Raw genomic sequence first — 25,066 nt, forward strand, 5'->3', positions numbered from 1 at the left:
GTTAGTCGGCCCCCCCGGTTACCGTTGAATTGCGGGGGGACATAAGCTGCTGAAAGAGTTCAAGATACTCATCAGCCATTCGTCGCGCCGAATAGACTTCTTCTACTCGGGTCCTGGCATTCGCAGTCAGTGTGGCCTTGAGTTCAGGGTCAACAAGCAGCTTATTGCAGGCTTCAACTAATGCACAGACATCGCCGTGTGGCACCAATAACCCTGTAACTCCATCCTCAATCAGTTGATCTACCCCAGGAATGTCGTAGGCAACGACCGGAACACCGACAGCCATCGATTCCATCAAGCACCTGGGAATCCCCTCCAAAGAAGAGGTCATCACGAACATCTCAAACTTGGAAAGCAGCTCCAGGCGATCTTCGCGAAAGCCCAGAAACTTGACAGCCTGCCCGGCTTTCATGCGGGCGCACTTTTCCTCCAATTGTGGACGTTGCCGTCCCTCACCTATGAGCTGTAACTCCAGGCCTTGGTGATGCTCGTGCAGCCCCTCAAACGCGCTTAATAGGTCCAGCAGTCCTTTGCGGGGAATAAGCTGGCCGACAAATCCGATTGGTCGGATACCGGCTTCCGACTTTTCCCGGGAACCGGGATTAGCGAGTGTGGCGTCTATGTCCTTGATATCCACACCATTCCGGATAAAGCGAATCTTTGATGACGGCACCCTGAAACGGTGCATGTCCTCTATCAATTCCTCGGACAAGGGGGCGACAGCATCAAAGTACCTGAGGATTGAGGTTCCAAGCCTGATAAACATTTTAAGTTTAAAGCCAACATTGCCGGAGAAGCCGTGGGGTGTGCTCACGCAACGGATGCCTGCAATTCTGCCTGCGATCAGGCCCAGGATGTCGGATTTATAGCCATGGGTCAGAATGACATCGATTTCCCTCTTCCGAATGATGTTAACCAGCGTTTTGACGCTTCTGATATCGAATCGACCAGCCATATCAACGTAATGGACTTGGCCAGCCGAGTCCGGGTGGAAATCTGCTACGCGCAGGTCTTGGTTCGGGCTTTCCCTCGTTACTGCCAGATCGCATCGCATTCGCTGCGGATCAATGTTGTTGGCAAATGCCAGTACCCATCTTTCGGCCCCGTAAAAACCCGAAGGTGAGATAAACTGAAGCACCTTGATCTGACTCACGTGTATACGTCCCTGCTTTTGCGTGTAAATTTGGCTCGTTCGTACGATGCTGCGTCGCCTTCTCCGGCGGCACCAGCATTTGCTTTCTTGGCCTGCAAGTAATAGACCTTGATCGCAACAGCCAGAAAAAGAATCATCCAATAAAGGATTTCGGCCCGGAATCTGTTTATGAAGGTGCCCGCGGCAAGATATCCGATGAACGCACACTCCAGCGCCAATATCTGAAAATACGCTTTGGTGTTATCCATGGACATCACATACTTCTTGGCCTTGCGGGCCAGGCGATAGAGCGACAGCAACATGCAGCAGAAAAAGCCGAAGCCCAGCCAGCCCAGTTCCGACAATCCCTGGAACCACATCGAGTGGACAGAGCGATGCTCCACTCCTCCGCGGGTTTCGTCGTCCATGTATTGTGGGGCGAGTCTGTTATATCCGTTGATCCCCATGCCCATTGGATGATCGTCGAGCATGTCAAACGTTGTCCACCAGAACACCATACGACTTGAGCCACTGGTTTCCTTGTCTTCGATTTCTTTCAGCGTTCCCATACGTTCCCAGAACAAGTCATCGGTGACGTAGATTGCGCCTGAGAGCCCGACAACAACCATGAGCACAGCCGTGAATCGCTGTCCTTTGCGCTGCTGGCTGGAAAAAATCATGAACAGGATGAAAATGCCCAAACTGACAACTCCGGCAAGAAATGCACCACGACTGTTGATGAGAACGAGACCGTTAGCAATGAGCGCACCACATACAACAGAAAGAGCCCGGATTTTTTTGTCACCCATCCAGGCGAAATAAAGTAGCAGGACTGCGGAAGGGACCAGGGCCGCCGCCGTATCATTGGCATCCAGAGAATCCACCATTCCAATACCCTCTACCCTCCCTTGCGCATTCCGACCTGTCACATGGGCGAGATAACCGATGTAAGCGCACCCCATGATGTATACCCACAGGCAAACTTTGAGTGCTTTCTCCGAATAAATAAGCTTGTAAGCAACCAAAACAATAATAATCAGCTTGAGAAATTCGAACGTAAAGCGTTTGTGGTTCGGAAGGTCAAGGGCAAAGATATACGCAACGTAATACATGCAAAGAACCGCAAGCATCCACTTGAACGGGGCCATCTCCCCCCATGGACTCATTTCTGAGTAATGGCGGTATTTTATTGCAAGGGCGTACAACATCAGCAGAGAAGCGATTAGCGAATAGCGCAACCCAGGGATACTGCTGGCCCACCAGCGATTGTCTGGGTTAAAAAAATAAACCATCTGGTAAACCACGAATGCGGCGGTACCACTGTATGCAAGGGCCGCAACAACGCCACCAAAAAACACCAGCAGGAAAAGAAGCGCAAATTTCGACATTTAACGACCTTCCCTCCCCGGCCTTGCGCTGTCCCAGGTCACTTGGGTTTCACCCTGAATAGCCCTGAGAATGCCGCGAACGGCATACCAATTCACAGCGACGAAGTAGTAGGGAAAGGAAATCCAGATTGGAAGGGCGTTCTTGTTGGAAGAAAAATGACCAATGGCAGCCAACCCAAGGGTTAGCGCACCGCCAAGCGCAATCAATTTGAACACGGTCAAACCAAAAAGAGACAGTGCCAGACTCCCGAAACCGCCCAAAGCGAGGAAAAGAGGGATCAACCAACGCAACAGTTTGTGAGAAATCACCATGAAGGAAAAAAGCCCGGTTTTAAAAGGATTCATAACACCCCGAACCCGGAAAAGCCCTCGAATGCTCCGATTTACAATGCGTTCCTTGCGGGCAATTTCCCTATCAAACTCTCCGGCAGTCTCCTCAAAACACTGAGCTTTCGGCTCAAAAACACCGCGGTAGCCCTTAAGCACAATCTGAAGGGGATTCACAAAATCGTTGATGTCTTTTTGATCCAGAGGCTGCCACAAAGCACTTCTGATGGCGTAGATAGCGCCATCACCTCCGACAACCGACGAAAGGCGCGACTCCATTGTTTTAATTGCCAGTTCATATCGCCAATAGAGCCCTTCATTCTGAGCACTCGCTCCGGCCTCTCCATCCGTATATAGGGCCGCACCAACCACATACCCGACATTGCGCTTCTGAAAGTGACGAACCAGCTGACGAACGGCATCGGTCGCATACATCGCATTGGCGTCGCTAAACACCGTAATATCTGAATACACAGAGTCCATGGCGAGGTTCAAGCCCATGGTTTTCCCCAGACGACCCTCCTGCCTGATCAGTTGAACTCCTCGCCCGGCGAATCGCTCTACAATTTCGTCCGTGCCGTCGGTCGAGCCATCGGACACCACCAGCACAGTAAGTCGATCCTCTGGGTAATCGAGCTCTAGCGAGTTGCTCAGTTTCTCTTCAATGACATCGGCCTCATTAAAGCACGAAACAACGAGAGTTACCGATGGGAGACTGTCCTCAGGCTGCGTCGCTACTTCTTCCGGCTTTTTCAATAACGACAATATCCCAAGCAGGAGCGGGAACCCGATATAGACGTAGGCCGGCACCAGGAAACATACAATGGTTGCAATCAGAATCGCGCTCATAGGCTGATATATCGTCTTATCTTCGGACCAAGCCAATTGGCCAAATCAGGGGGCAGGCATTGCCAGCCGGCCACTATCCATTTTCTGATCGTTGATTTCAGGTCGCTGGGAACAACAATTGGGTTGTCAGAACCGGAGGCATCGTCTAAGCGATGCCACCTGAGTGCCTTTGGCTGGCCCCCCCACTGCTTTTTAAAGCGAAAAGTGCCTTCGCCGAAGGAAGAACGGCCAAAATCGAAGGTTTTCGCTCCACGATCGCTTACCCACTCGAGCAGTCGCCAGTAAAGGAGCATATTTGGCGCAAGGTGATTGTATTCCGCCAGCGTGGATGCCCAGGGAATGCAAGCTTCCTCATTGCCCAAGAGAACGATACCAGCCCCAACAGGCAGGCCATCCAGATCGACAACAGCGACCACCATCCGCGGGCCATAGGCTTCCCTCAATGCCTGGAAAAAAGACAAACTGTGAACCGGCGAGCCCAACCGCCTCATATTGTCGCAAAAGACGCTATAGAATCCCCTGAGAAGCTCATCTTCCATTCCGACACAACAAGCAAGTCCGTTCTTTTCAGCCTTGCGAATCTGGCTTCGAAGTTTTGGCTTGAAAGTCGTAAACAAAGCCTGACTGCTTCCCGGCAGAGAAAGAACCATTCGAACCTTCTGGCCAGCATTCCAGGTGTCGGTTTCTACGGCCGGATTTCTAACGCGAATCTCTACGGAGTTCAGTCCTTCTCTGGTTTTCAACTCCTTTGCGGCTGCGAGCAGTCTTTCTCGAATAGAGTCATCGTCAGCGACAGGGCCACCGTAGTCGCAAAAAGGGAGTGAAATTAATCGAGGAGCCATGAAGGGTGGCTTGATTATCACAAGAGGCAAAACCCCACAAACTTCGTCGTTTCGATAGGCAGCGATCACCCTGCTCTGGTGTCGGTAGGCCTTTTCGATTGCCTCCAGCCAAGAAATGGAATGATATGGCCCCGCTTCCCCGGTTTTCCTCAGATAGCGGTCAAGCTCTTCTCTCGGACACCGGGCCAGTCTGAATACGCGAACCTCAACCGGCATTATTGAACTCCACGAGAGAAAAGATTGCGAGCCGACCGGAGCGCGTTCTCGACACACAGGCTAACCCGTGGGCGCTGCAACACCATTTTCACGATACTTCCATGTTCACGCCCGAGACTCTTTTTGTACCGATCTTCACCACCCATAAAGTCATAGAAATCCAAGCCTTTATCGAGATACTCCTGAATCATGATGGAGTGCCCCACCAGCCCCGGCTTGAGGCGGTTATCGTCGGTTTCGCTGGTTACTCCCAGATAGAAGTACACTCGCTTTCCCTGGATGAAGTTATAGAAGCCCGCGAGTAGCTCGTCCCCGGCCTTCACAACGGCAATATCTACCTCACCTTTTTCCCATCCGGATCGAATCAAACCATGATGGAAGCGAACAAACTCACGGTTGGCATACCCACTTTGCCCGGGCAGTCTCCCCCATTTTTTAATATGGTGCCCACCGAATCCATCGAACCAATCGATAGCTTCTGAAACGCTTGGTGGCCGGTGCACCGCCAGATCTCCCAACTCTGAATACAAGCGAATGGACCTCTTTATCTGATAGCGAGCATTGGAAGACAGCGCTTGCAAGTAGCTTGAGGCCGAACGTCGAACTTCATTCAGATCGACACCCACACAGGGCGTTTGCCACCGAATCAGAGCACGCATACCACTAGCCCTCGATAATTTGGAGGCTCGACCAACGTCAATCCCGGTCACAATGAGTTCATCCCATTGGATTTCATTCCGTTTGAGTGCGTCCAGAAAGGCTTTGCTCACTGCCTGTTCCTCGCCCCGTTTTATCAGAAAATCGTTGTACTCTATCCAGATTTGATCTTCATATGGCTCACCGGTTTGGTGAAGCCTCATGCAATTAGAGATCACGAATCCATGCCGACGCTCTTCCGTCATCGAAAGCAACCCAAGGCCAATCAAGTGACCTGATTTCACTGCTTCGAGGACGAGCAGATTTGGTTTGTATGTTGTTAGCCAGTTCCCTATCCACCGCCATGATAGAAAAAAGCAGGCATCTGAATGCGCATATAACCTCTGCCACTTTTCTTCCAGTGACTCGATATTCGCCTGGGAGAAATTGACCATCGTTACTGCAACGGAAATATTCTCAGCTAGCATTCAGCCTGCTCCGCCAGCAAACGCAATTGCTTTGGCGAGATCGCTTTGCCACCCACTTCGTTAAAGAAAAAATCAAAGAAGCGCCGGAAACGCTCCAAAAACTCCTCCAGTTGATCCTCGTTTCGAACATAAGTGGTATTGCCTGGAACGACACTGGGACTGTGGAAGCTCCAGGTGAAAACTCGGGTGCCGCGTTCCAACAAAGATTTGGTGAGCCTTAAATGCTCGTTTGACGAGTACCCCTCCGGAGAAAGCATTAAACGATCAACCGCTCCGAGACGAGCCAGCACCCCTGGCAACCGGAACTGTCGCAACGACCACGCTACGTTATGCAGAGGTCTGCCAAATGAAGCAGCCCACCCCAAAAACGCACCAGTACAGGGAATTTCCAGCAGTGGCTGATCCGGATCTCCAAACCAGAAAGGATTTGGCCCAAAGCGCGAATAGTCAGGGCCACCATCAGCGCTGCCGTCCATCGGGGGGCAGACCGAAAGGTCTATAGTGAATCCCAGTTCAGCAAGAATTTCCTGGGTATTCTCCCCAAAACCATAACGCCCAGCCTTGTAGATAGTGGGCTGAAAGCCGAACGATTCGGCGATCCGATCCCTGAGATTCCTGAGCTTTTCTTTCTCCAGATCTCTGGGCAGATTTCCCGGGTACATATTGGATCGGGTCAGCGCTTCTTTGAAGGGCGGATTCACCCAAGGATGCAACTGAGCCCCAATATCACACTCACCGCGGTCGTAGTATTGTTTGAGAAGGCCGAACCCTTCCTTTTGGCTTGCAACTGGATAATCTATTACATAGCAGGGAGTTATTCCGTATTCTCTGAAGATCGCCTGGGCTCTGCCGATGTACTCCATGGCGGAAACAGAATTCTCTCGAGAATCCGGCGCTGCACTCCAATCGAACTCTTCTTCGGCGTCGACGACCACTACCAGATAAGGTGGAGAATCCGCAGGCAATCTGATTTCCTTGCAGTCTTTGAACATTGAATCCTTTCCTGACAGCAGATATCTGACTAACGGCCCTGGCCAATGAGAGAAAACCCATGAGTTAAAACCAGCCGGAGTTCAAACTCCTCTTCATCAGGTCGCTGGCGCTTACTTCTCAAATAGGCTTGGTTGAATTCCACTGCGAATGTCGTGAATTCGGCGAGCTGGCGAACCCAGCGCGAGTTGAATCGGTGCACCTGTTCCTGCACTTCCGAGGCATTTTCCTCAGTTTCTGCTTGCCACAAATAACGAAACTCCAAGCGTTGTAAATTCGATATTTGAATTCCGAGGTCCAAGCCGGCGCCGAGCTCGTGGGTCGTCTCGCCACTTTCCTTGGACTCTCGGATTTCTCCAGATACCTGAACCGAAAAATCACAAACATCGCACAGAGTTCGACGGGTGTGGCGTAAATCGAACCGATCAGACAAGACCACTTCATTCAGCCGAACGTTCTCTGAAAAGTCATCTGGTGTTTGCGGATTCAACACTAGATCGATGGCGCTATCCGACAGCGTGCGATTATAGGAAAAAGAGGTCGTCCAATCTGTCGTTACCCAATCCTTTGTCAGGAAAGCAGTTACGCCGTCACTCTCTGTGACGAGCCCGGAAGGAAGCTCGGTCTCAGCCTCACTGACACCGCCGCCAATGGAAAAAGTGCCAAAATCATCAGCGGAGCGGTACCCAACCTGGTAGGCATCAATCGTAACCTCTGTGGCACCTTCATCGGACCAACTTCGGCTGCCATTCACAAGCCCAAAGGACCTCTGGGATAGCCTTCTCTCAAGATTGACCTTTGCAGTGTAGGAGTCCGTATCGCCTTCGTCTGAATCGCCATAAGCCCGTGCTCCATCTGCCGACACCCTGACAGTGGTCAAAGCGCCAGGGGTCAACCTCAGACCCGCCCCCGCGTTGACAATGTTCTGGGTATCATAATTCGTCGGGTCGATCAGAAAGCCGGTGTTGTTCCGCACTGTCCGTACGGTGTGGCCTGCATTGAATTCGAATGGGTTGGAGGGGTCGGCGTGGGCAAACCGAGACAACCCGGTTATTGAACTATTGTCTCCGCCACTACCTATATCTGAATTCCGTGATGTCTCCACTCTGGCTGAATAGTCCAGCAATGCACTGTTACCTCCACTGACCCACTCGCCCGCAAGCCCGCCTTCCAATCCGAGCCGACCTTCCGTCTCACTGTCCGTACCCGCAGCCGTATCGACGCGATTTTGAGTCAACGCGGTAAAAACAGACGCATTTCCCTCAAAACGGGCCAGGTCTTCCTCAAAGGCCTGAGCAAAGGCCGGACCAAAAGGCATTATCAGAGCAAGAAACCCCAAAACTCCGGTGAAGCGATCCATGATTCCACCACTGAACGTTGACAGTTTCATTCCTGAAAGACCAAGCCGGAGAATTTGGTGGCATCAAAGGATTCCACCGACTCCAGAATTTCATCTTCTGTTAAACGACCGAAAGGTACTCCTAATATCACCTGATCGGAGAACCTCTCAAGAATCCTGGCCTCAGTACTCTCCTGGAATGGTGGCGAGTTGATAATGATGCAACGATCCGGATAGCGCCCTTCTAGTTCTTCGATGAGGTCTCGCATCCTTATTGAGGAAAAGAGCTCCACAGCTGAAGCTGGGTGGTTCCCTGCCGGAATGACACTGAGCCTGTCGACGCCGCTTGGATAGATAATCTTTTTGATGGGCAACTTGGGGTCGAGAATATAGTCCGTCACCCCTTCATCCATCGGCACGGAAACCAACTCGGATAACCCACTGTTGTGAGGATCACAATCAACCAACAGCGCGGAGGTGCCGGAATCCGAAGCAAACGCAGCCGCCAAGTTAAACGCCGTTCTTACAGGACACTCTGACTTGCCAATGCAGGAATAAAGAACTGTAAAACTGGGCCTGTTGTTGGCGTTGTTGCGCAATTGAATGCGAATCTCGCGGTAAGCATCCAGAACCGCTTTATCAGCCATGCCAGGAAATACGATCTTGCGAGCCCGCAACTCTGCCTTCGTCCAGGGCCGGGGATTTGATATCAGCCCCAATGATACAGACGAATCGTAGACAGAGGGTGGATATCCATCGGTTTCCGTCTCGACACGTGTCCAGTTCGGCGGTTGCAGGCGCTCTCCCGCAAATGGGCGTTCCTTCCTGAACTGATCATCCGGATTAGCCTCGCCGTCGCCGTACTTGCCTTCTTTGCGCTGTTGCTGACTTTTAAGAAGTGCGTTGTAGAGTTTATTATCGTCCATTCCCTACTCCCGCCCCAAATATCTCTGCCAATTTAGACATTATCCGTTCCGGGCTGATACCCATCACGCTGAAAACCAGAACGGCGAGATATGCTGTAATAAAAACACCCAGGATACTCAGCAGTAGTAGGACGTCTTTTCGCAAAAGCCTATCTTTCCAGGTACTCCGATAGTGGGGAATCGTGCCAATAACCGGAATCGACTCGGGAAGTGCTAGATGGAGTTCCCGAGGCGAACGAATTCGTTGGTCAAACATAACGAGTGCTGTTATCAGGCCAAGCACCAGAGCACTACCCAGGAATGGTCCGGCCAGCCCAATCTGATAGAGCTGAAGCCCGTCCCACTGGGTTGGGAATGTTGCAGGTTCCTGAATCTTATAGCTCACGCCTTCACCCTGAACATCCAGAGTCATGGAAAGCCTGGCGCGCTCGCGCCGCTGCAGCATGTCCTCATATACATCACGCGTTACGTCGTAATCGCGAGTCAGTTCAGACAACTGGGCCTGATTCTCCGCGACACGCTCAGCCCGGGCGAAGGCTTCCTCCAGCAAACGTTCCAAAGAGGCTAGACGATTTCTTTGAACCTCAAGGTCGGTGCGGCCTTCAGACAAACGCATCTTGAGGTTTTCATAGACGGGATTCTCGAGCACTTCGGTTACACTGCCTTCGCGGGAATCATCGCTCTGAGTCGAAACCTGTTGTTCAAGATCTCCGATTTGCCCTTTGATACTCACCACATCCGGATGGCGCTCATGGTAACGCAAGAGCAACTCATCCAGCTCCTGCCTCAATGCCACCAGCCGTCTTTCAGCAGCAGATCGTCCCGGATCAACTGTAACCCGCCGAACTGGTTCCTCCTGAGATAACTGCTGCTGAGTAAGCCGAACTTCTGATTCAGTCTGCTGGATCTGAAGCTTGAGATTCTCTATCTCAGCTCGGAGGTTTTCAATGCGGCCACGGACATTTCCTTCCGTACCATCTTGATTATTCGATTTAAAGACTTTTAGTTTCTGTTCAGCCTCTTCGAGCTGTCGCTGGTAAGACTTGACCTGTGAATCAATAAATTCGAAGGCCGCCTGGCTTTCGCCCTGCTTTTTGTTAATTGTGCGCTCAATAAACCTGTCGAGTACCGAACTCAGAACGGTAAAAGACTGATTTGGATCCTTACTCGAGTAGGAAAGCTCAAGAAAATTTCGATTGGACACCCTGAGAGAGATCTGCTTACGGAGACCCGATATAGCAACATTTTTATCCTGATCAGACTCTGCCCCGGTCAGAAGCTCACTATCAAGCGCTATCTGCTCGAGGAATGAGCGACTCTCAACTAACTCACGCGCTTCGTTAATACGATCAATCTGCGTGACTTCGGCCTGCCCGCGAAGAAGTGGCTCAAGGATGTTTGATTGATCGGCGTAAAGCAGCGCCTCTGATGTATAAGTCTTTGGAGTTACATATCCCCAACCCAAAACACCGGCAGTTGCAAGCATAAATACGATAGCGGCCGACACCCGATATCGGTACAACTCTCGCTTTATTGCTCGAAGGGTATCGAGGATAAACTGCAGATCCATTTATAGCTCACCTCTGAAGATCTGTTTTCTGGGAACACTGATCACGTCTCCTGGCTGGAGGACATGATTGAAGTCCATATTCCCTTCGGAAATCAGCTCGCCGAGATCAAGGCCAAAGGTTTTATATTCGCCATCTACTTGGCGGTTCAGCGTCGCCCGACCGTCAGCGGCGAAGTCTGTCAATCCGCCTGCCAAAAGAACCAAATCCAGAACCGTCATGCCCGGCTGAAACGCAACCGACTGGGGCGCTTCCACCTGGCCGGTAATCCTGACCCGGTTGCGATACTCTTTGCTGGCAGGATTAACCACCATGACTGTAACCTCGGGGCTGCGCACCAATTCGCTCAACGCTACTCGTATCTCTGAGGCCAGCTCCTCGGGCCGTTTACCCTCCGCAATGACATCGCCAGTCAATGGCATCGAAATATTCCCGTCAGGACGGACGACGATGGTTTGTGAAAGCTCGGGGTTGCGCCAAACATGAACCGAAACAGTATCTCCTACACCTATTTCATAGGGCTCTGATTGGGCGTCGGTGGCGGTAGGCATTGACTTCGTGGACGGAAGCCCCGAGCAGGCCGCTAAAAACGAAACCAAAGCGACAAGAAGGACTCCCTTAAACAACTGCGCGTTTCCCATGAGCTTTCTCCAGATTCAGTTTATTCTTAGCAGCTTCTAGCGAACACCCTTACCAAGCAACACGACCTCAACGGTCTGTATCATGATCAAGATGTCCATCATCAGGCTATGATTCTTAGAATAGTATAAGTCGTACTCAAGTTTGCCTTTTGCGTCCTCAATAGATGCACCGTAGGGGTATTTAAGTTGCGCCCAGCCCATTAATCCAGGCTTGACGTAATGCCTCGTGTCGTAAAACGGGATTTTCTCTTTTAATTCAGAAACAAATTCCGGGCGCTCAGGGCGGGGACCAACTATGCTCATTTCCCCTTTGAGAACATTGTAGATTTGAGGAAGTTCATCAAGACGAGTATTTCGAATAAAAGCGCCAACTTTGGTCACTCGGCTATCGTTAGCAGATGCCCACTGAGCTTTGCCGTCTTTTTCAGCATCTTGCCGCATACTACGGAATTTGTAGATCCTGAACTCGCGGCCAAGCATGCCGACACGTTTCTGGCTATAGAGAATCGGCCTTCCTGTTTCCAGAAAGACCGCCAGTGCAGTTAAGACAATGAACGGCAACATAACTACCAGCAAGGTCAGGCTGATAGCGAGATCCAGGAAACGCTTGGCAAAGGCTCTACTCTTGGACGCTTTGAAGCCTTCCGAAAAAACAATCCAGGATGGGTGCACCATAGCGAGCTTCGCTTTCTTTAGCTCCCGTTCATAAAAGTCCAGAGCGCTTGTAACTTCAACCCCGCGCAGTTTACATTCCATTAGATCTGGCACAGGCAGCCAACCACCCTCAGCTTTGCGACGTTCTTGCTGAGCGACAACTATTTCCGAGATTCGGTTTTTACGGCAAAACTCATAGAAGTCGTAGGGCGTACAAAGAAGCTTCTCTTGTTCCACGGTCGGGTCGGTGCTATCGGAAATGCACCCTAAAATGCGGACTCCCAGCGCACGCATATTCTGTTCGGACTCCGCCAGCAAACCTCCAGCGAAATCACCAGCACCTAGAATCACAACCCGGCGCACCAGTTGCTCCGAGTCCACAATCCTGAGGAAGATCAATCTCATGAGAACAACGACTAACGAAGCCAGCATTACGGCCCAAAAAAGGTTGGAACTTCCAGGGTCTGCAGCAGGCACCATGACATAAAGGATGGTCAGCCCGATGCCCCCAACAAAACAGTAAGCAACCAAGGTTCTGAAAAAGAGAGAAGAGATACTTTCCTGCACCATAACCAGATATCCACCCATGGCCAGCGTTCCGCAGCTTAAGACGAGTGCAAACAGAAAAGCGGAAAGGATGTCGGTATGGACAGGCGCATAGTCGACCCCGACAAATGAAAGAATTAGGGTCAACAAATAGAAAACGGCAAAAAGGACCACGAACTCCAGAATGCCGAGCACCAAATGCGGTATGTGTATGTAATGCTTGCGAAACCGTATGTACGACACGCTGAACTTCCTTGTCGTCTGTTCGACAATCAGCGACAGACTAACATCAAATTACCCTGGCAGCTTTCTACCCTTTGCTGCCAGCCATGACCTCTCAAGAGGCATTCTGCGCTGAACACAACGCAATCTCAACAGATTGTATCTTTATGTAACATACTTTTACATTGTTTTATGTTGCTCAAAACTTCCGGGTTAAGACTGATTGTAATCGGCAACTATCTAGGAGAAAATCAAATTATTGGTGTTAGTTGGGAAGGAGTACCCATGCCACGCCCGGACGCAAGATCACCGCTCCATGCAATGAGTATTGATGTGGAAGATTACTTCCATGTTGCTGCTCTCTCGCACGTAATAAAACCTAGCCAGTGGGACAGCCTGCCGAGTCGAGTGGTTCAAAATACGGAAAGGCTGCTAGAACTGTTCAAACAGTATGACGTCAAGTCAACATTTTTTGTTCTCGGCTGGGTTGCAGAACGCTTTCCGGACCTCATCAGAAAACTCTCTGACGACGGTCATGAGATTGCTTCCCACGGATATAGCCACCAACTCATCTATAATCAATCTCGGGAAATTTTCCGGGAAGAAACCATCCGGTCCAAAAAACTTCTCGAAGACATTACCGGTAATCCCGTTCACGGCTATCGAGCGGCCAGCTACTCGATCACAAGGGAGTCACTTTGGGCCCTCGACATTCTTTGTGAGGCCGGCTTCAATTGGGACTCAAGCATCTTTCCGATCCGACATGATCGTTATGGAATTCCAGATTCGCCAAAAGCGCCCTATTCGATTCAAACGGAGAGTGGCAACGTTATCAGGGAGTTCCCACTGACCACGGCCAAAGTATTTGGCCTCTCAGTTCCCGCTGCAGGCGGAGGTTACTTCAGGCAATTTCCCTATCCATTGTTCCGGTACCTGTTCCGTAACGCATCCGGCTTCGGAACGCACCCGCAGATGTTTTACCTGCATCCTTGGGAGATAGATCCCGACCAACCTAGATACAACAATGCCAGTTGGCTCTCAAGGTTCAGGCACTACACGAACCTTGACCAGTGTTATGGTCGCCTAGAAACGCTCCTACAGGACTTCCGATTTGGCACGGTCAGTGAAAGTTACAATGCCTACGATCCTGACGAATCTCTGACTCGAAACTCCCAAATGGTGCGCCTGGCTTAGCCGGGCAAAGGACGTCGTTAGCCATGTATCTTGAATTTTTTGGACTGCACAGGCACCCCTTTCGGATTACACCGGAAGACGATTTCATTTACATGAGTCAGCAGCACTCCCGTGCATATGTCTATATGTCTTCGGCTATCTGGAGCTCAGAAGGTTTCGTCGTAATTAGTGGTGAGATAGGCTCCGGAAAAACTACCTTACTCAAGAAAACTATCAGAAACCTTGAGGGCGACCTGAAGCTACTCAATATTTCCTACACCAATCTTGAGTCGAAAGATCTGTTTGGATTAATCCTTCGCAAGGCGGGTTTGAAAGTCGAGGATGACAGCAAGGTCGCCATGCTCTTTCAGATCACGGAGTACCTGGAGCGAATGGCGGCCGCAGGAACGCCCGTAGTTTTGACGATTGATGAAGCTCAGAATCTGACCCGAGAAAACCTTGAAGACATTCGAATGCTGACCGGCATGGAAAGTATGGGCGGGCCTTCAATGCGGGTAATACTTCTTGGACAGCCAGAGCTAAAGGCTGCAGTGTCTGCGATACCGCAGCTCTCTCAGCGTGTAAAACTTTTCTTCCACCTGGAGGGGCTGACAGCTGCAGAAACAGCAGAATACATTGATTACAGGCTTCTTGTTTCTGGGCACGGCGGTAACAAGTTATTTGATGACGACACAGTTAGTGAGATTCACAAGCTCAGCCATGGCATACCCAGACTGATTAATAAGCTCTGTGACGGAATGATGATGTGCGCTTACTCGGAAGATCGGCCATTCATAGATCCTTTCGACCTGAAAGGTATTCGGAAGGACCTACTTGGTGAGGACGATACCGACGAGTCAGTTGACCAAAAGCCAGGTCGTCAGCGACCTAAGAAAGACATGGTGGAGACTAAGCAGCGTAAGCGGCATCAAAGCGAGGCAGAAGCTGACTCGTCTCAGGTACTTTTGAGAATCGCTGAAGCTCTGGAGAGTATAGACAGAAGGCTTTCGCAGATGACGTCAAACCCAAAGGAAAATGAGGACCGCTATAGCACCTCAAGCAATGTGAAGCCGCTGGCGCCAGGGCGAAAATAGAGGTTTTCCTAATCCGCCCCGCAGACCGTTAAATCAACAGTAAATTCATGAACTCATGAACAGGTGTGTTTTCCAGTTTCTCCGGATCCTGGCACATCTTTAGGACAGTATCGCAGCGTTTTGACGGAAGTCGCGTCTTGAGATTGGAAAGGAACTTTTCTTCCAGAAGCGGCATACCTTCCTTCCGACGACGACGATGACCTATCGGATACTCGACCGCAATCTTGTCCGTGTTCGAACCATCATTGAAAAACACCTGAATCGCATTGGCGATGGAGCGCTTTTCCGGTTCCAGATATTCCCGGGTATACCGCTCGTCCTCCACAACTTCCATTTTATCCCTAAGTTCATCAATTATCGGGTTAGCCCGGTGGAAACTGTCTTCATAATGCTCCGCGGTGAGGCTACCAAAGGCAAGCGGAACGGCAGCCATATATTGCAGGCAATGATCGCGATCTGCGGCGTTTGCCAGCTTCCCGACCTTGGAAATGATCCGGATCGCAGATTCATGAGTGGTGATCACGATCTTATTTATCTCGTTCAGTCGGTCTTTAACTTCCGGATACAAGATAACAGCCGCTTCTGCCGCAGTTTGAGCATGGAATTCGGCAGGGAAGGAGATTTTGAAAAGGATGTTTTCCATTACGTAGGAACCGAATTCCTGAGGAAGCGAGAATTGGCGTTTATCCTCGGGTTTGAGCTTCTGATCTTTATTGGTTTTACTAAACAGAACGTCATAAAAGCCCCATTGGGGCGCTGTCAGCACTCCCGGAACGCCCATTTCACCTCGCATTGCAATATCCGCCAACCGGACCGCCCGTGACGTGGCGTCACCCGCTGCCCATGACTTCCGGGAGCCGGCGTTGGGAGCATGACGGTACGTCCTGAGGGATTGCCCGTCTACCCAGGCATGGGACAGCGCCGAAAGCAGCTGCTCACGATCCGCGCCCATCAATCGGGAAGCCACCGCCGTTGAAGCCACTTTAACAAGCACCACATGGTCCAACCCAACGCGATTAAAAGAGTTTTCGAGGGCCAGGACGCCCTGAATTTCATGAGCCATGATCATGGCTTCCAGAACGGTTCGCATCGTTAGCGGCTCTTTGCCTTCAGCAACCCGTTTCTGCGAAAGGTGGTCTGCAACAGCCAATATGGCACCCAGATTGTCCGATGGATGCCCCCATTCGGCCGCCAGCCATGTGTCGTTGTAGTCCAACCAGCGAACATTGCAACCAATGTCCCACGCAGCCTTTACGGGGTCCAGTCGGTAGGGCGTTCCGGGCACACGGGCACCGTGCGGAACCATGGTGCCTTCGACGATTGGACCAAGATGTTTGGTGCATTCTGGAAAGCGCAGAGCCAGAAGAGCACAACCGAGAGTATCCATCAGACAATATCGGGCGGTATTCCAGGCTTCTTCGCTGGTTATTTCATAGGTAAGAACGTAATCCGCGATTTTCTGCAGGACTTCGTCATAATCGGGACGTTCGTTGAGATCAAATGTTGCAGACATAGTGGAGCCTCCTTGCCCCCACTATAGATTCCGTCAGATGCTATCGCCAGGCACCCTCACCCAACCTTCCATCAAAACCCGCGCACTGCGGCTCATAATGGCTTTGGTTGCGGTCCACTGACCATCCACTTCCTTCGCTTCTGCCCCTACACGCAAAGTGCCTGATGGGTGACCAAAGGTCACATGGGTACGGTCGCCACCGCCAGCAGCGAGGTTTACGAGGGTTCCGGGAACGGCCGACGCCGTGGCAATGGCCACCGCCGCGGTGCCCATCATGGCGTGGTGGAGCTTGCCCATGGACAGAGCGCGAACCAGTACATCGACGTCCTCTGCCCCGATGCTCTTCCCGCTTGACGATACGTAATCAGACGGTTTCGCCACGAAGGCCACTTTCGGGGTGTGCTGGCGATTGGCCGCTTCTTCGATGTTCTGAATCAGCCCCATTTTCACCGCACCATGGGCACGAATGGTTTCGAACCTCGCCAGGGCCGCGGGATCGGAGTTGATGTCGTCCTGCAGCTCGGTGCCTTTGTATCCGATGTCCCCGGCGTTCACGAAGATGGTGGGGATGCCGGCATTGATCATGGTAGCTTTCAAGGTGCCTTCGCCAGGCACTTCCAGGTCGTCCACCAGGTTGCCGGTGGGGAACATGGAGCCTTCGCCATCAGCCGGGTCCATGAATTCCACCTGCACTTCAGCGGCCGGGAAGGTCACGCCGTCGAGCTCAAAATCGCCGGTTTCCTGCACTTCACCGTTGGTGATGGGCACGTGGGCAACGATTGTTTTCTTGATGTTGGCCTGCCAGATACGCACCGTGCAGGTGCCATTTTCCGGAATACGGTCTTTGGCCACAAAGCCGCTGTTGATGGCGAAAGCGCCTACGGCGGCGGTGAGGTTGCCGCAGTTACCGCTCCAGTCCACAAAGGGCTTGTCGATGGAGACCTGGCCGAACAGGTAGTCGACGTCGTGATCCGGCTGGGTGGGTTCTGCCAGGATCACAGTCTTGCTGGTGCTGGAGGTAGCGCCGCCCATGCCGTCGATTTGCTTCTGGTAGGGGTCGGGGCTGCCGATCACCCGCAACAACAATTTGTCCCGGGCTTCGCCCGGGCTCTGGCAGGCTTCCGGCAAATCCTTCAGCCGGAAGAACACGCCTTTGCTGGTGCCGCCACGCATGTACGTGGCGGGGATTTTTATTTGTGGCTTGTGTGTCATGCCGCACCTTCCGATTGCAGGAAATCCTCGGCAAACCGCTGCAACACCCCACCGGCGCTGTAGATAGATACTTCTTCAGCGGTGTCCAGGCGGCAGACGACCGGAATTCGCTCGGTGCTGCCGTTCTTCCGATGGATGACCAGCGTGAGCTCGGCACGGGGCGCCGGTGTGCCCTCCACGTCGTAGGTTTCGGTGCCGTCGATGCCAAGGGTCTTGCGGGTTGTGCCTTCCTCGAACTGCAGGGGCATCACGCCCATGCCGATCAGGTTGGTGCGGTGAATCCGCTCGAAGCCTTCGGCCACAATCGCCTCTACACCGGCCAGAGCTACACCCTTGGCGGCCCAGTCACGGGAGGAGCCCTGGCCGTAGTCGGCACCGGCGATGATGATCAGCGGCTGCTTGCGCTCCATGTAGGTTTCGATGGCTTCCCACATGCGGACCACTTTGCCCTCCGGCTCGATGCGGGCCAGGGAGCCCTGCTTCACGTTGCCGTTTTCATCCCGGACCATTTCGTTGAACAGTTTGGGGTTGGCAAACGTAGCGCGCTGGGCTGTCAGGTGATCACCACGGTGGGTGGCGTAGGAGTTAAAGTCTTCCTCCGGCACGCCCATCTTGTGCAGGTACTCACCAGCGGCACTGTTCATCATGATCGCGTTTGAGGGCGACAGGTGGTCGGTGGTGATGTTGTCCGGCAACACCGCCAGCGGACGCATGCCCTTGAGGGTTTTCTCACCTACCATGCCACCTTCCCAGTAAGGGGGGCGACGGATGTAGGTGCTCTGGGGGCGCCACTTATACAGCGGGTTGGTGTTGGCCTGGGCATCCCGAGTGATGTCGAACATCGGGATGTAGGTGCTGCGGAACTGCTCCGGCTTCACGCTGGATTTCACGATGGCATCGATTTCAGCATCGTCCGGCCAGATGTCCTTCAGGGTGACGGGGTTGCCGTCTTGATCGTAGCCCAGGGCATCTTTTTCGATGTCAAAACGGATGGTGCCTGCAATCGCATAGGCAACCACCAGCGGCGGCGACGCCAGGAATGCCTGCTTGGCGTATGGGTGAATCCGGCCGTCGAAATTCCGGTTACCGGAGAGCACGGCAGTGGAGAACAGGTCGCGATCCATGATTTCCTGCGCGATCTTCGGATCCAGGGCGCCACTCATGCCGTTACAGGTGGTGCAGGCAAAAGCCACCACGCCAAAACCGAGCTGCTCCAGCTCAGGCAGGAGTTTGGCCTCTTCCAGGTACATCTTGACGGTTTTGGAGCCCGGCGCCAGGGAAGTTTTCACCCAGGGCTTCCGGGTCAGGCCCAGCTTGTTGGCGTTGCGGGCAATCAGGCCTGCAGCCACCATGTTGCGGGGGTTACTGGTATTCGTACAGCTGGTGATGGCGGCGATGATGCAGGCGCCATCCGGCATCTTGCCTTCTTCCTGTTCCCATTCACCGGCAATGCCACGCGCTGCCAGCTCGGAGGTGGGCAGGTGTGCGTGAGGGTTGGAGGGGCCAGCCAGCGTGCGAGTGACTTTGGACAGGTCGAACTTCAGCACGCGCTCGTATTCCGCGTTTTTCATGCTGTCGGCCCAGAGACCCGTTTCCTTGGCGAATTTCTCGACCAGGGCCACCTGATCGTCCTCGCGGCCGGTCAGCTTCAGGTAGTCGATGGTCTGACCGTCGATGTAGAACATCGCTGCGGTGGCGCCATACTCCGGAGTCATGTTGGAGATGGTGGCACGGTCGCCCACGCTGAGGCTGTCTGCGCCTTCACCATAGAACTCCAGGTATGCGCCGACCACTTTCTCCTTGCGCAGGAACTCGGTGATGGCCAGTACCATGTCGGTACTGGTGATGCCGGGCTGCAGTTTGCCAGTCAGCTCTACACCCACGATATCCGGCAGGCGCATCATGGAGGCACGCCCCAGCATAACGCTCTCGGCTTCCAGACCACCCACACCCACGGAGATAACACCGAGGGCATCAACCATCGGGGTGTGACTGTCGGTACCGACACAGGTATCCGGGAAGGCTACGCCATCGCGGTTCTGTACCACCGGAGACATCTTCTCCAGGTTGATCTGGTGCATGATGCCGTTGCCGGGAGGGATCACGTCCACGTTTTTGAACGCGGTCTTGGTCCAGTTGATGAAGTGGAAACGGTCATCGTTTCGACGGTCTTCAATCTCTCGGTTCTTCTCGAACGCGTCCTTCTCGAAACCGGCGTGCTCCACGGCCAGCGAGTGATCCACGATCAGCTGCGTCGGAACCACAGGATTGACCTTGGCGGGGTCACCGCCCTTCTCGGCAATGGCGTCACGCAAACCTGCGAGATCCACCAGAGCGGTCTGGCCAAGAATGTCGTGGCATACCACGCGGGCCGGATACCAGGGGAAATCCAGGTCGCGCTTGCGTTCGATCAGCTGTTTCAGGGAATCCGTCAGCACCTCGGGATCGCACCGGCGAACCAGTTGCTCAGCCAGGATCTTGGAGGTGTACGGGAGCTTGTCGTACGCGCCGGCCTGGATGTCTTCCACGGCCTGGCGAGTATCGAAATAGTCCAGGTCGGTACCTGGCAGACTCTTGCGGTATTCAGTGTTCATGGCCGCTCCTCAATCGGAACCCACTTGGCATCCGCCGGGCCGGTGTAATCGGCGCTTGGGCGAATGATGCGGTTGTTCTCACGCTGTTCTTTCACGTGGGCGGTCCAGCCGGATACCCGGGACATCACGAAGATTGGGGTGAACAATTCGGTTGGAATGCCCATGAAGTGGTAGGCGGATGCGTGGAAGAAGTCCGCGTTACAGAACAGCTTCTTCTCGCGCCACATAACCGCTTCACAGCGCTCGGATACCGGATACAGCACGGTATCGCCCACTTCTTCCGCCAGCTTCTTGGACCACTGCTTGATGATGGCGTTCCGCGGGTCGGACTCTTTGTAGATCGCGTGACCGAAGCCCATGATCTTTTCTTTCCGCTCAAGCATGCCCATCAGGCCTTCTTCGGCCTCTTCCGGGGTCTTGAACTTCTGGATCAGCGCCATGGCGGCCTCGTTGGCACCGCCGTGCAGAGGACCGCGCAGTGAGCCGATCGCACCGGTCACGCAGCTGTGAATGTCAGACAGGGTGGAGGCACATACGCGGGCGGTGAACGTGGAGGCGTTGAATTCGTGCTCTGCGTACAGGATCAGAGAGACGTTCATCACGCGCTCGTGCAGCTCGCTGGGCTTCTTGCCGTGAAGCAGCTCCAGGAAATGGCCGCCGATGGAGTCCACGTCGCTCTCGGTTTCGATCCGAACGCCTTCGTGGGCGAAGCGGTACCAGTAAGTGATAATGGACGGGAATACCGCCAGCATGCGGTCGATCTTGTCGTCCTGCTCGCTGAAATCTTCTTCGGTTTCCAGGTTGCCCAGCATGGAGCAGCCGGTACGCATCACGTCCATCGGATGCGCGTCTTTGGGAATCTGCTCAAGCACGGTTTTCAGGGCGGCCGGAAGGCCGCGCAGGCTCTGGAGCTTTTTCTTGTAGGCATCCAGTTCCTGACGGTTTGGCAGTTTGCCCCGCAGTAGAAGGTAGGCGATTTCTTCAAACTGGGCTTTCTCTGCCAGATCGGCAATGTCGTAACCGCGGTAAGTCAGGCCAGCGCCGCTCTTGCCGACGGTGCACAGGGCGGTTTCGCCAGCTACCTGGCCACGGAGGCCTGCGCCACTCAGTTGTTTTGCTTCAGCCATTGTTGTCTCCCATCTTTATCTTGTTTGGACATCGGGGTCAGATAAAACCGTCATCTGGCCCCAATCGCAGTCGTTAGCCTTTGCTCTGCTGGAACAGCTGGTCCAGCTTCTGCTCGAAATCGTGGTAGTTCAGGAAATCGTACAGCTCCATACGGGTCTGCATCATATCGACCACGTCTTTCTGGTCGCCCTTCTCCAGGATGTTCTGGTAAACAGTCAGAGCGGCCTTGTTCATGGCGCGGAAGGCGCTGAGCGGGTACAGAACCATGTCGGCGCCGGCTTCGGCCAGTTCCTTGCGGTTGTATAGCGGTGTGGCACCAAATTCGGTGATGTTGGCCAGGATAGGCACGTCCAGGGCTTCGGAGAAGGCCTTGTAGTGCTCAAGTTCCGTAACCGCTTCGGCAAAGATGCCGTCGGCGCCGGCTTCAATGCAGGCCTTGGCGCGTTCGATAGCGGCTTCGAGGCCCTCTTTCTGGAACGCGTCGGTACGGGCCATGATAAAGAAGTCTTTGTCTTCCCGGGCATCCACGGCGGCCTTGATGCGGTCGACCATCTCCTCCTGGGACACGATCTCCTTGTTCGGGCGGTGACCACAGCGTTTCTGGGCAACCTGGTCTTCGATGTGGACAGCGGCTGCACCGGCACGCTCCATCTCGCGGATGGTGCGGGCGATGTTGAAAGCACCACCCCAGCCGGTATCAATATCAACCAGCAAAGGTACGTCGGTAGCTGCGGTAATTCGGCGAACGTCCTCGACCACTTCGTTCATGGAGGTCATGCCCAGATCCGGCAAACCGTAGGAGGCGTTAGCGACGCCGCCACCGGAAAGATAAATGGCCTGATGACCCACTTTCTCGGCCATCATAGCGGCGTAGGCGTTGATGGTTCCGACAATCTGAAGGGGCTGGTTGTCTTTGAGCGCTTTGCGGAAGCGGGCGCCGGGGCTGAGTTTGTTGGACATGGTGTTGGCCTCTCTTGGTTATTCGTAAATTTGTGCGTGAAATCGGGGTCTGCCCCCCTTGTTCAAATTGTGAGCTCGCCTTCCTCGATCTTTCTCTCGATGTTCTGTCTTGCTGCGTTGATATGGCGTTTCATCAGAAATTCGGCGAGTTCCCCATCGCGCTGGGCGATGGCCTCGACGATACGGCGGTGTTCACCCAGTGCCCGCTGGGGGCGCCCGGTGGAGGTGCTGAGACGGTAACGGTACATCCGTACCATGTAATAAAGATCACCCAGCAGCATCTGGGCAAGTTTGGTATTGCGGCTACCGGTGGCGATTCTGTGGTGGAAGTCGTAATCCCCTTCGGCCTGGTAATAGGCCTGGCCCTGGGCTTCATCGATCATGCGTTCGTGGGTGTCGAGGGTGGCCTGAAGGTCGGCAATTTCCTGGTCGGTCATGCGCTCGGCGGCCTGTCGAGCGGCCAGCCCCTCCATGACTTCGCGTATGCGGTAGAGCTCCATTAACTCGGATGCGCTGACTGAAACCACCTTGACGCCGGCGTGGGGACGGCGCACCAGAAGGCCGCGGGATTCAAGACGGCCCAGCGCTTCCCGGAGCGGGCCGCGCGTGAGGTTAAAACGGGAACAAAGCTCCAGTTCGCCGATCTTCTCGCCCGGCGCCAGTTCCCCTTTGACGATTGCCGTTTGCAGACAATCAAACGCCTCATCGGCGCGGGTGTAGGTGGTAGACAGTAACTCAGCCATAGTTTGTCAACAAAACCGGGTTGATTTTGAGCAAAGCTACGCTTGAGCGATCATATTGTCAACAATATTGGCTAAATTGAGCTGCAGATTGTTTACAATAGGTAGAGCCAATCAGTAGAACTGGCGCTCGGCGACCGGTGGCGGAGTGTACTGATATAGCCAGGTCTCCGTCAGCGGCTCGCCGCCCAGCCTGAGGTACAGGCGGATATTGACAGGTTCAGTGGAATCATCTGGCACGAGGTCAAACATGGCCCGGTAGCCGTCGATTGCAGACAATGGTCTTGCGGAAGTGATTTCGACGTCTCCGCGGCTCACGGTTATGACCGTCTCTACCTCTGCATCCTTGGCGAGCATTTCAAGCGCGCCGCCGGCGAAATCAACTGCAAAGCGCCAAGAGAAATAGGTGCGCTCCTGACCCACGACACCGCCCAGTCCGGTCCTGGTTGCTTGCACCGTGGCTAATTCATATGGTTGCAACGGAGCTTGCTCGCCCCAGTGCAGGCGGTAGCTGTAGAGGTATTCCCGGCCTGGCAACAGAGGTTCCTGCGGGTGCCAGAAGGCGACGATGTTGTCGAAGGTTTCATCCACGGTGGGGATTTCCACCAGATCAACACTGCCCCGCCCCCAGTCTCCCTGGGGCTCCACCCAGAGGCTGGGCCGGCGATCGTAAAACACGCCATCATCCTGGTAGTGGTCGAAATCCCTGTCCCGCTGCAGCAGGCCAAAGCCAACGGGATTGTTATCCTGAAAAGTGTTGAACCGGAGATTGACGGGATTCACCAGTGGCCGCCACAACCACTCGCCGTTGCCGTTGCGAATGGCGAGGCCGTCAGAATCATGTATTTCCGGACGCCAGTCGTAGCCCATGCGATCATCATTTTCGCCCACCTGGTACATGCTGGTCAGCGGCGCAATCCCTGCCCTCGTGATTTCCGTTCTCGGGTAAAGCGCTACATCAACATCCACGACCATGTTGCGCCCCGGGTCGAGCACAAACGCGTAGGCGCCGGTGGTACTGGGGGAGTCCAGCAGAGCCCATACCCTGAGTAGCTGGCTCCCAGGGGCCGGCTTCTCCAGCCAGAACTCGGAAAACCGGGGAAACTCTTCTTTGCGATCCATGCCGGTATCAATGGCCAGCCCTCTGGCCGACAGGCCGTACTGCATCTCAGAGCCCACCGCCCGAAAGTAACTGGCGCCCAGGAAGGCGGCCAGGTCCAGGGCGAAATTGTTGTGGTAGTGAATCCGAAAACCGGCGTAGCCCAGGTCTTCTGGCAAATCGCCCAGGGGCTGATCGCCGTTGTACCGGAACAGATCCTGTCGATAGGCCAGTTCCGTTGCCCCGCCATCAATGACTTCATGGATTTTTACGGGTTGTTGGAAATACAGCCCAAGGTGGAAGAGCTGAATCTGGAAAGCAGTGTCGTCGCCGCGCCAGAGCGCCCGGTCGGGCCTGAAGGCGATGGCCTGGTAGTCATCCCAGGAAATGGTTTTCAGTGATTGGGGCAATTCGTTTTTATGGGAGACATACGCCTCAGCTGCCAATGCCCGGGCCCGACCTTTGAGCCAGGCGTAGCTGAAGGCACGGGGACTGCTTCCAGATACTGGTTGGAGGCCGGTACCCATCGCAAGGGGCGACAGTGGTAACGCGCCAGCACTTACCAGTGCTCCCAGCCCCTTGATCAGCGTTCGTCTGTCCATTGGTCTCGCCCCTCCTGTACCGGGCTATAGATTGCCATAGAGAAGATCACGTGGACTATGTACGAACAATAAAAGGTAGAGAGCCTATTCGGGTAAGGAACCCACGCTGCCGAAAGCGCACCAAATGAGTGCAATCAGGCAAGGAGGATCGCACCAAGAGACCTCTGATCAGAGAAATTTTTGGTAA

Annotated in this window: 20 protein-coding genes; 2 read left to right on the plus strand and 18 right to left on the minus strand. The window is 53.7% G+C overall.

Going from position 1 to position 25,066, the window contains the following annotated elements:
* Position 1: 1 nt before the first annotated feature.
* Genes HP15_RS09530 through HP15_RS09580 form a run of 11 tightly spaced genes read right to left on the minus strand, consistent with a single transcriptional unit; the run spans position 2 to position 12,785 of the window.
* Positions 2-1,153 carry a glycosyltransferase family 4 protein gene (locus HP15_RS09530; RefSeq protein WP_014577269.1) on the minus strand — a complete coding sequence of 384 codons (1,152 nt, stop codon included), beginning with the start codon at positions 1,151-1,153 and terminating at the stop codon, positions 2-4.
* Positions 1,150-2,520: an O-antigen ligase family protein gene (locus tag HP15_RS09535; protein ID WP_014577270.1), complete on the minus strand. Its 1,371-nt coding sequence runs from the start codon at positions 2,518-2,520 to the stop codon at positions 1,150-1,152. The genes HP15_RS09530 and HP15_RS09535 overlap by 4 nt, the downstream gene beginning before the upstream one ends.
* The gene (locus HP15_RS09540) at positions 2,521-3,696 is read right to left on the minus strand and encodes a glycosyltransferase family 2 protein (RefSeq protein WP_014577271.1); all 1,176 of its coding nucleotides are present in this window, start codon (positions 3,694-3,696) and stop codon (positions 2,521-2,523) included. It abuts the gene before it with no gap.
* On the minus strand, positions 3,693-4,754 hold the full coding sequence (locus HP15_RS09545) for a FemAB family XrtA/PEP-CTERM system-associated protein (RefSeq protein WP_014577272.1): 1,062 nt from the start codon (positions 4,752-4,754) through the stop codon (positions 3,693-3,695). The genes HP15_RS09540 and HP15_RS09545 overlap by 4 nt, the downstream gene beginning before the upstream one ends.
* Positions 4,754-5,878 (minus strand): GNAT family N-acetyltransferase, encoded by a 1,125-nt coding sequence (locus tag HP15_RS09550; RefSeq protein ID WP_014577273.1) that lies wholly within the window; start codon positions 5,876-5,878, stop codon positions 4,754-4,756. Before HP15_RS09550 ends, HP15_RS09545 begins: the two co-directional genes overlap by 1 nt.
* Positions 5,872-6,870 (minus strand): polysaccharide deacetylase family protein, encoded by a 999-nt coding sequence (locus HP15_RS09555; protein WP_014577274.1) that lies wholly within the window; start codon positions 6,868-6,870, stop codon positions 5,872-5,874. The genes HP15_RS09550 and HP15_RS09555 overlap by 7 nt, the downstream gene beginning before the upstream one ends.
* A gap of 29 nt (positions 6,871-6,899) precedes the next feature.
* Positions 6,900-8,228, minus strand: a complete 1,329-nt coding sequence (locus HP15_RS09560) for a hypothetical protein (RefSeq protein WP_049784476.1) — start codon at positions 8,226-8,228, stop codon at positions 6,900-6,902.
* Between the two features lie 26 nt (positions 8,229-8,254).
* A complete protein-coding gene (locus HP15_RS09565; RefSeq protein ID WP_014577276.1) occupies positions 8,255-9,133 on the minus strand; it encodes a P-loop NTPase family protein in 879 nt (292 codons plus the stop codon).
* Positions 9,123-10,703 (minus strand): XrtA system polysaccharide chain length determinant, encoded by a 1,581-nt coding sequence (locus HP15_RS09570; protein ID WP_014577277.1) that lies wholly within the window; start codon positions 10,701-10,703, stop codon positions 9,123-9,125. Before HP15_RS09570 ends, HP15_RS09565 begins: the two co-directional genes overlap by 11 nt.
* Positions 10,704-11,342 carry an XrtA/PEP-CTERM system exopolysaccharide export protein gene (locus HP15_RS09575; RefSeq protein ID WP_049784477.1) on the minus strand — a complete coding sequence of 213 codons (639 nt, stop codon included), beginning with the start codon at positions 11,340-11,342 and terminating at the stop codon, positions 10,704-10,706.
* Between the two features lie 36 nt (positions 11,343-11,378).
* Positions 11,379-12,785: a TIGR03013 family XrtA/PEP-CTERM system glycosyltransferase gene (locus HP15_RS09580; protein ID WP_041645254.1), complete on the minus strand. Its 1,407-nt coding sequence runs from the start codon at positions 12,783-12,785 to the stop codon at positions 11,379-11,381.
* Between the two features lie 264 nt (positions 12,786-13,049).
* Here HP15_RS09580 and HP15_RS09585 point away from each other — a divergent pair, with 264 nt between their 5' ends.
* Positions 13,050-13,958 (plus strand): XrtA system polysaccharide deacetylase, encoded by a 909-nt coding sequence (locus HP15_RS09585; protein WP_227499741.1) that lies wholly within the window; start codon positions 13,050-13,052, stop codon positions 13,956-13,958.
* Positions 13,959-13,981: 23 nt separating this feature from the next.
* A complete protein-coding gene (locus HP15_RS09590) occupies positions 13,982-15,031 on the plus strand; it encodes an ExeA family protein (RefSeq protein WP_014577281.1) in 1,050 nt (349 codons plus the stop codon).
* Between the two features lie 28 nt (positions 15,032-15,059).
* Here HP15_RS09590 and prpD read toward each other — a convergent pair whose 3' ends face one another.
* The 7 genes from prpD to HP15_RS09625 all read right to left on the minus strand — a co-directional run bounded on the left by prpD (position 15,060) and on the right by HP15_RS09625 (position 24,879).
* Positions 15,060-16,544: a 2-methylcitrate dehydratase gene (gene prpD, locus HP15_RS09595; protein ID WP_014577282.1), complete on the minus strand. Its 1,485-nt coding sequence runs from the start codon at positions 16,542-16,544 to the stop codon at positions 15,060-15,062.
* A gap of 33 nt (positions 16,545-16,577) precedes the next feature.
* Positions 16,578-17,756, minus strand: coding sequence for a 2-methylaconitate cis-trans isomerase PrpF (gene prpF / locus HP15_RS09600; RefSeq protein WP_041645255.1), 1,179 nt, complete (start codon positions 17,754-17,756; stop codon positions 16,578-16,580).
* Positions 17,753-20,350: a Fe/S-dependent 2-methylisocitrate dehydratase AcnD gene (gene acnD / locus HP15_RS09605; RefSeq protein ID WP_014577284.1), complete on the minus strand. Its 2,598-nt coding sequence runs from the start codon at positions 20,348-20,350 to the stop codon at positions 17,753-17,755. Before acnD ends, prpF begins: the two co-directional genes overlap by 4 nt.
* A complete protein-coding gene (gene prpC / locus HP15_RS09610; RefSeq protein WP_014577285.1) occupies positions 20,347-21,477 on the minus strand; it encodes a bifunctional 2-methylcitrate synthase/citrate synthase in 1,131 nt (376 codons plus the stop codon). The genes acnD and prpC overlap by 4 nt, the downstream gene beginning before the upstream one ends.
* A 73-nt stretch (positions 21,478-21,550) precedes the next feature.
* Positions 21,551-22,438, minus strand: coding sequence for a methylisocitrate lyase (gene prpB / locus HP15_RS09615; RefSeq protein ID WP_014577286.1), 888 nt, complete (start codon positions 22,436-22,438; stop codon positions 21,551-21,553).
* 62 nt (positions 22,439-22,500) lie between these two features.
* On the minus strand, positions 22,501-23,181 hold the full coding sequence (locus HP15_RS09620) for a GntR family transcriptional regulator (RefSeq protein WP_014577287.1): 681 nt from the start codon (positions 23,179-23,181) through the stop codon (positions 22,501-22,503).
* 111 nt (positions 23,182-23,292) lie between these two features.
* Positions 23,293-24,879 (minus strand): glucan biosynthesis protein, encoded by a 1,587-nt coding sequence (locus tag HP15_RS09625; protein WP_014577288.1) that lies wholly within the window; start codon positions 24,877-24,879, stop codon positions 23,293-23,295.
* Positions 24,880-25,066: the final 187 nt, after the last annotated feature.

The organism is Marinobacter adhaerens HP15, from assembly GCF_000166295.1.
Lineage (GTDB): Bacteria > Pseudomonadota > Gammaproteobacteria > Pseudomonadales > Oleiphilaceae > Marinobacter > Marinobacter adhaerens.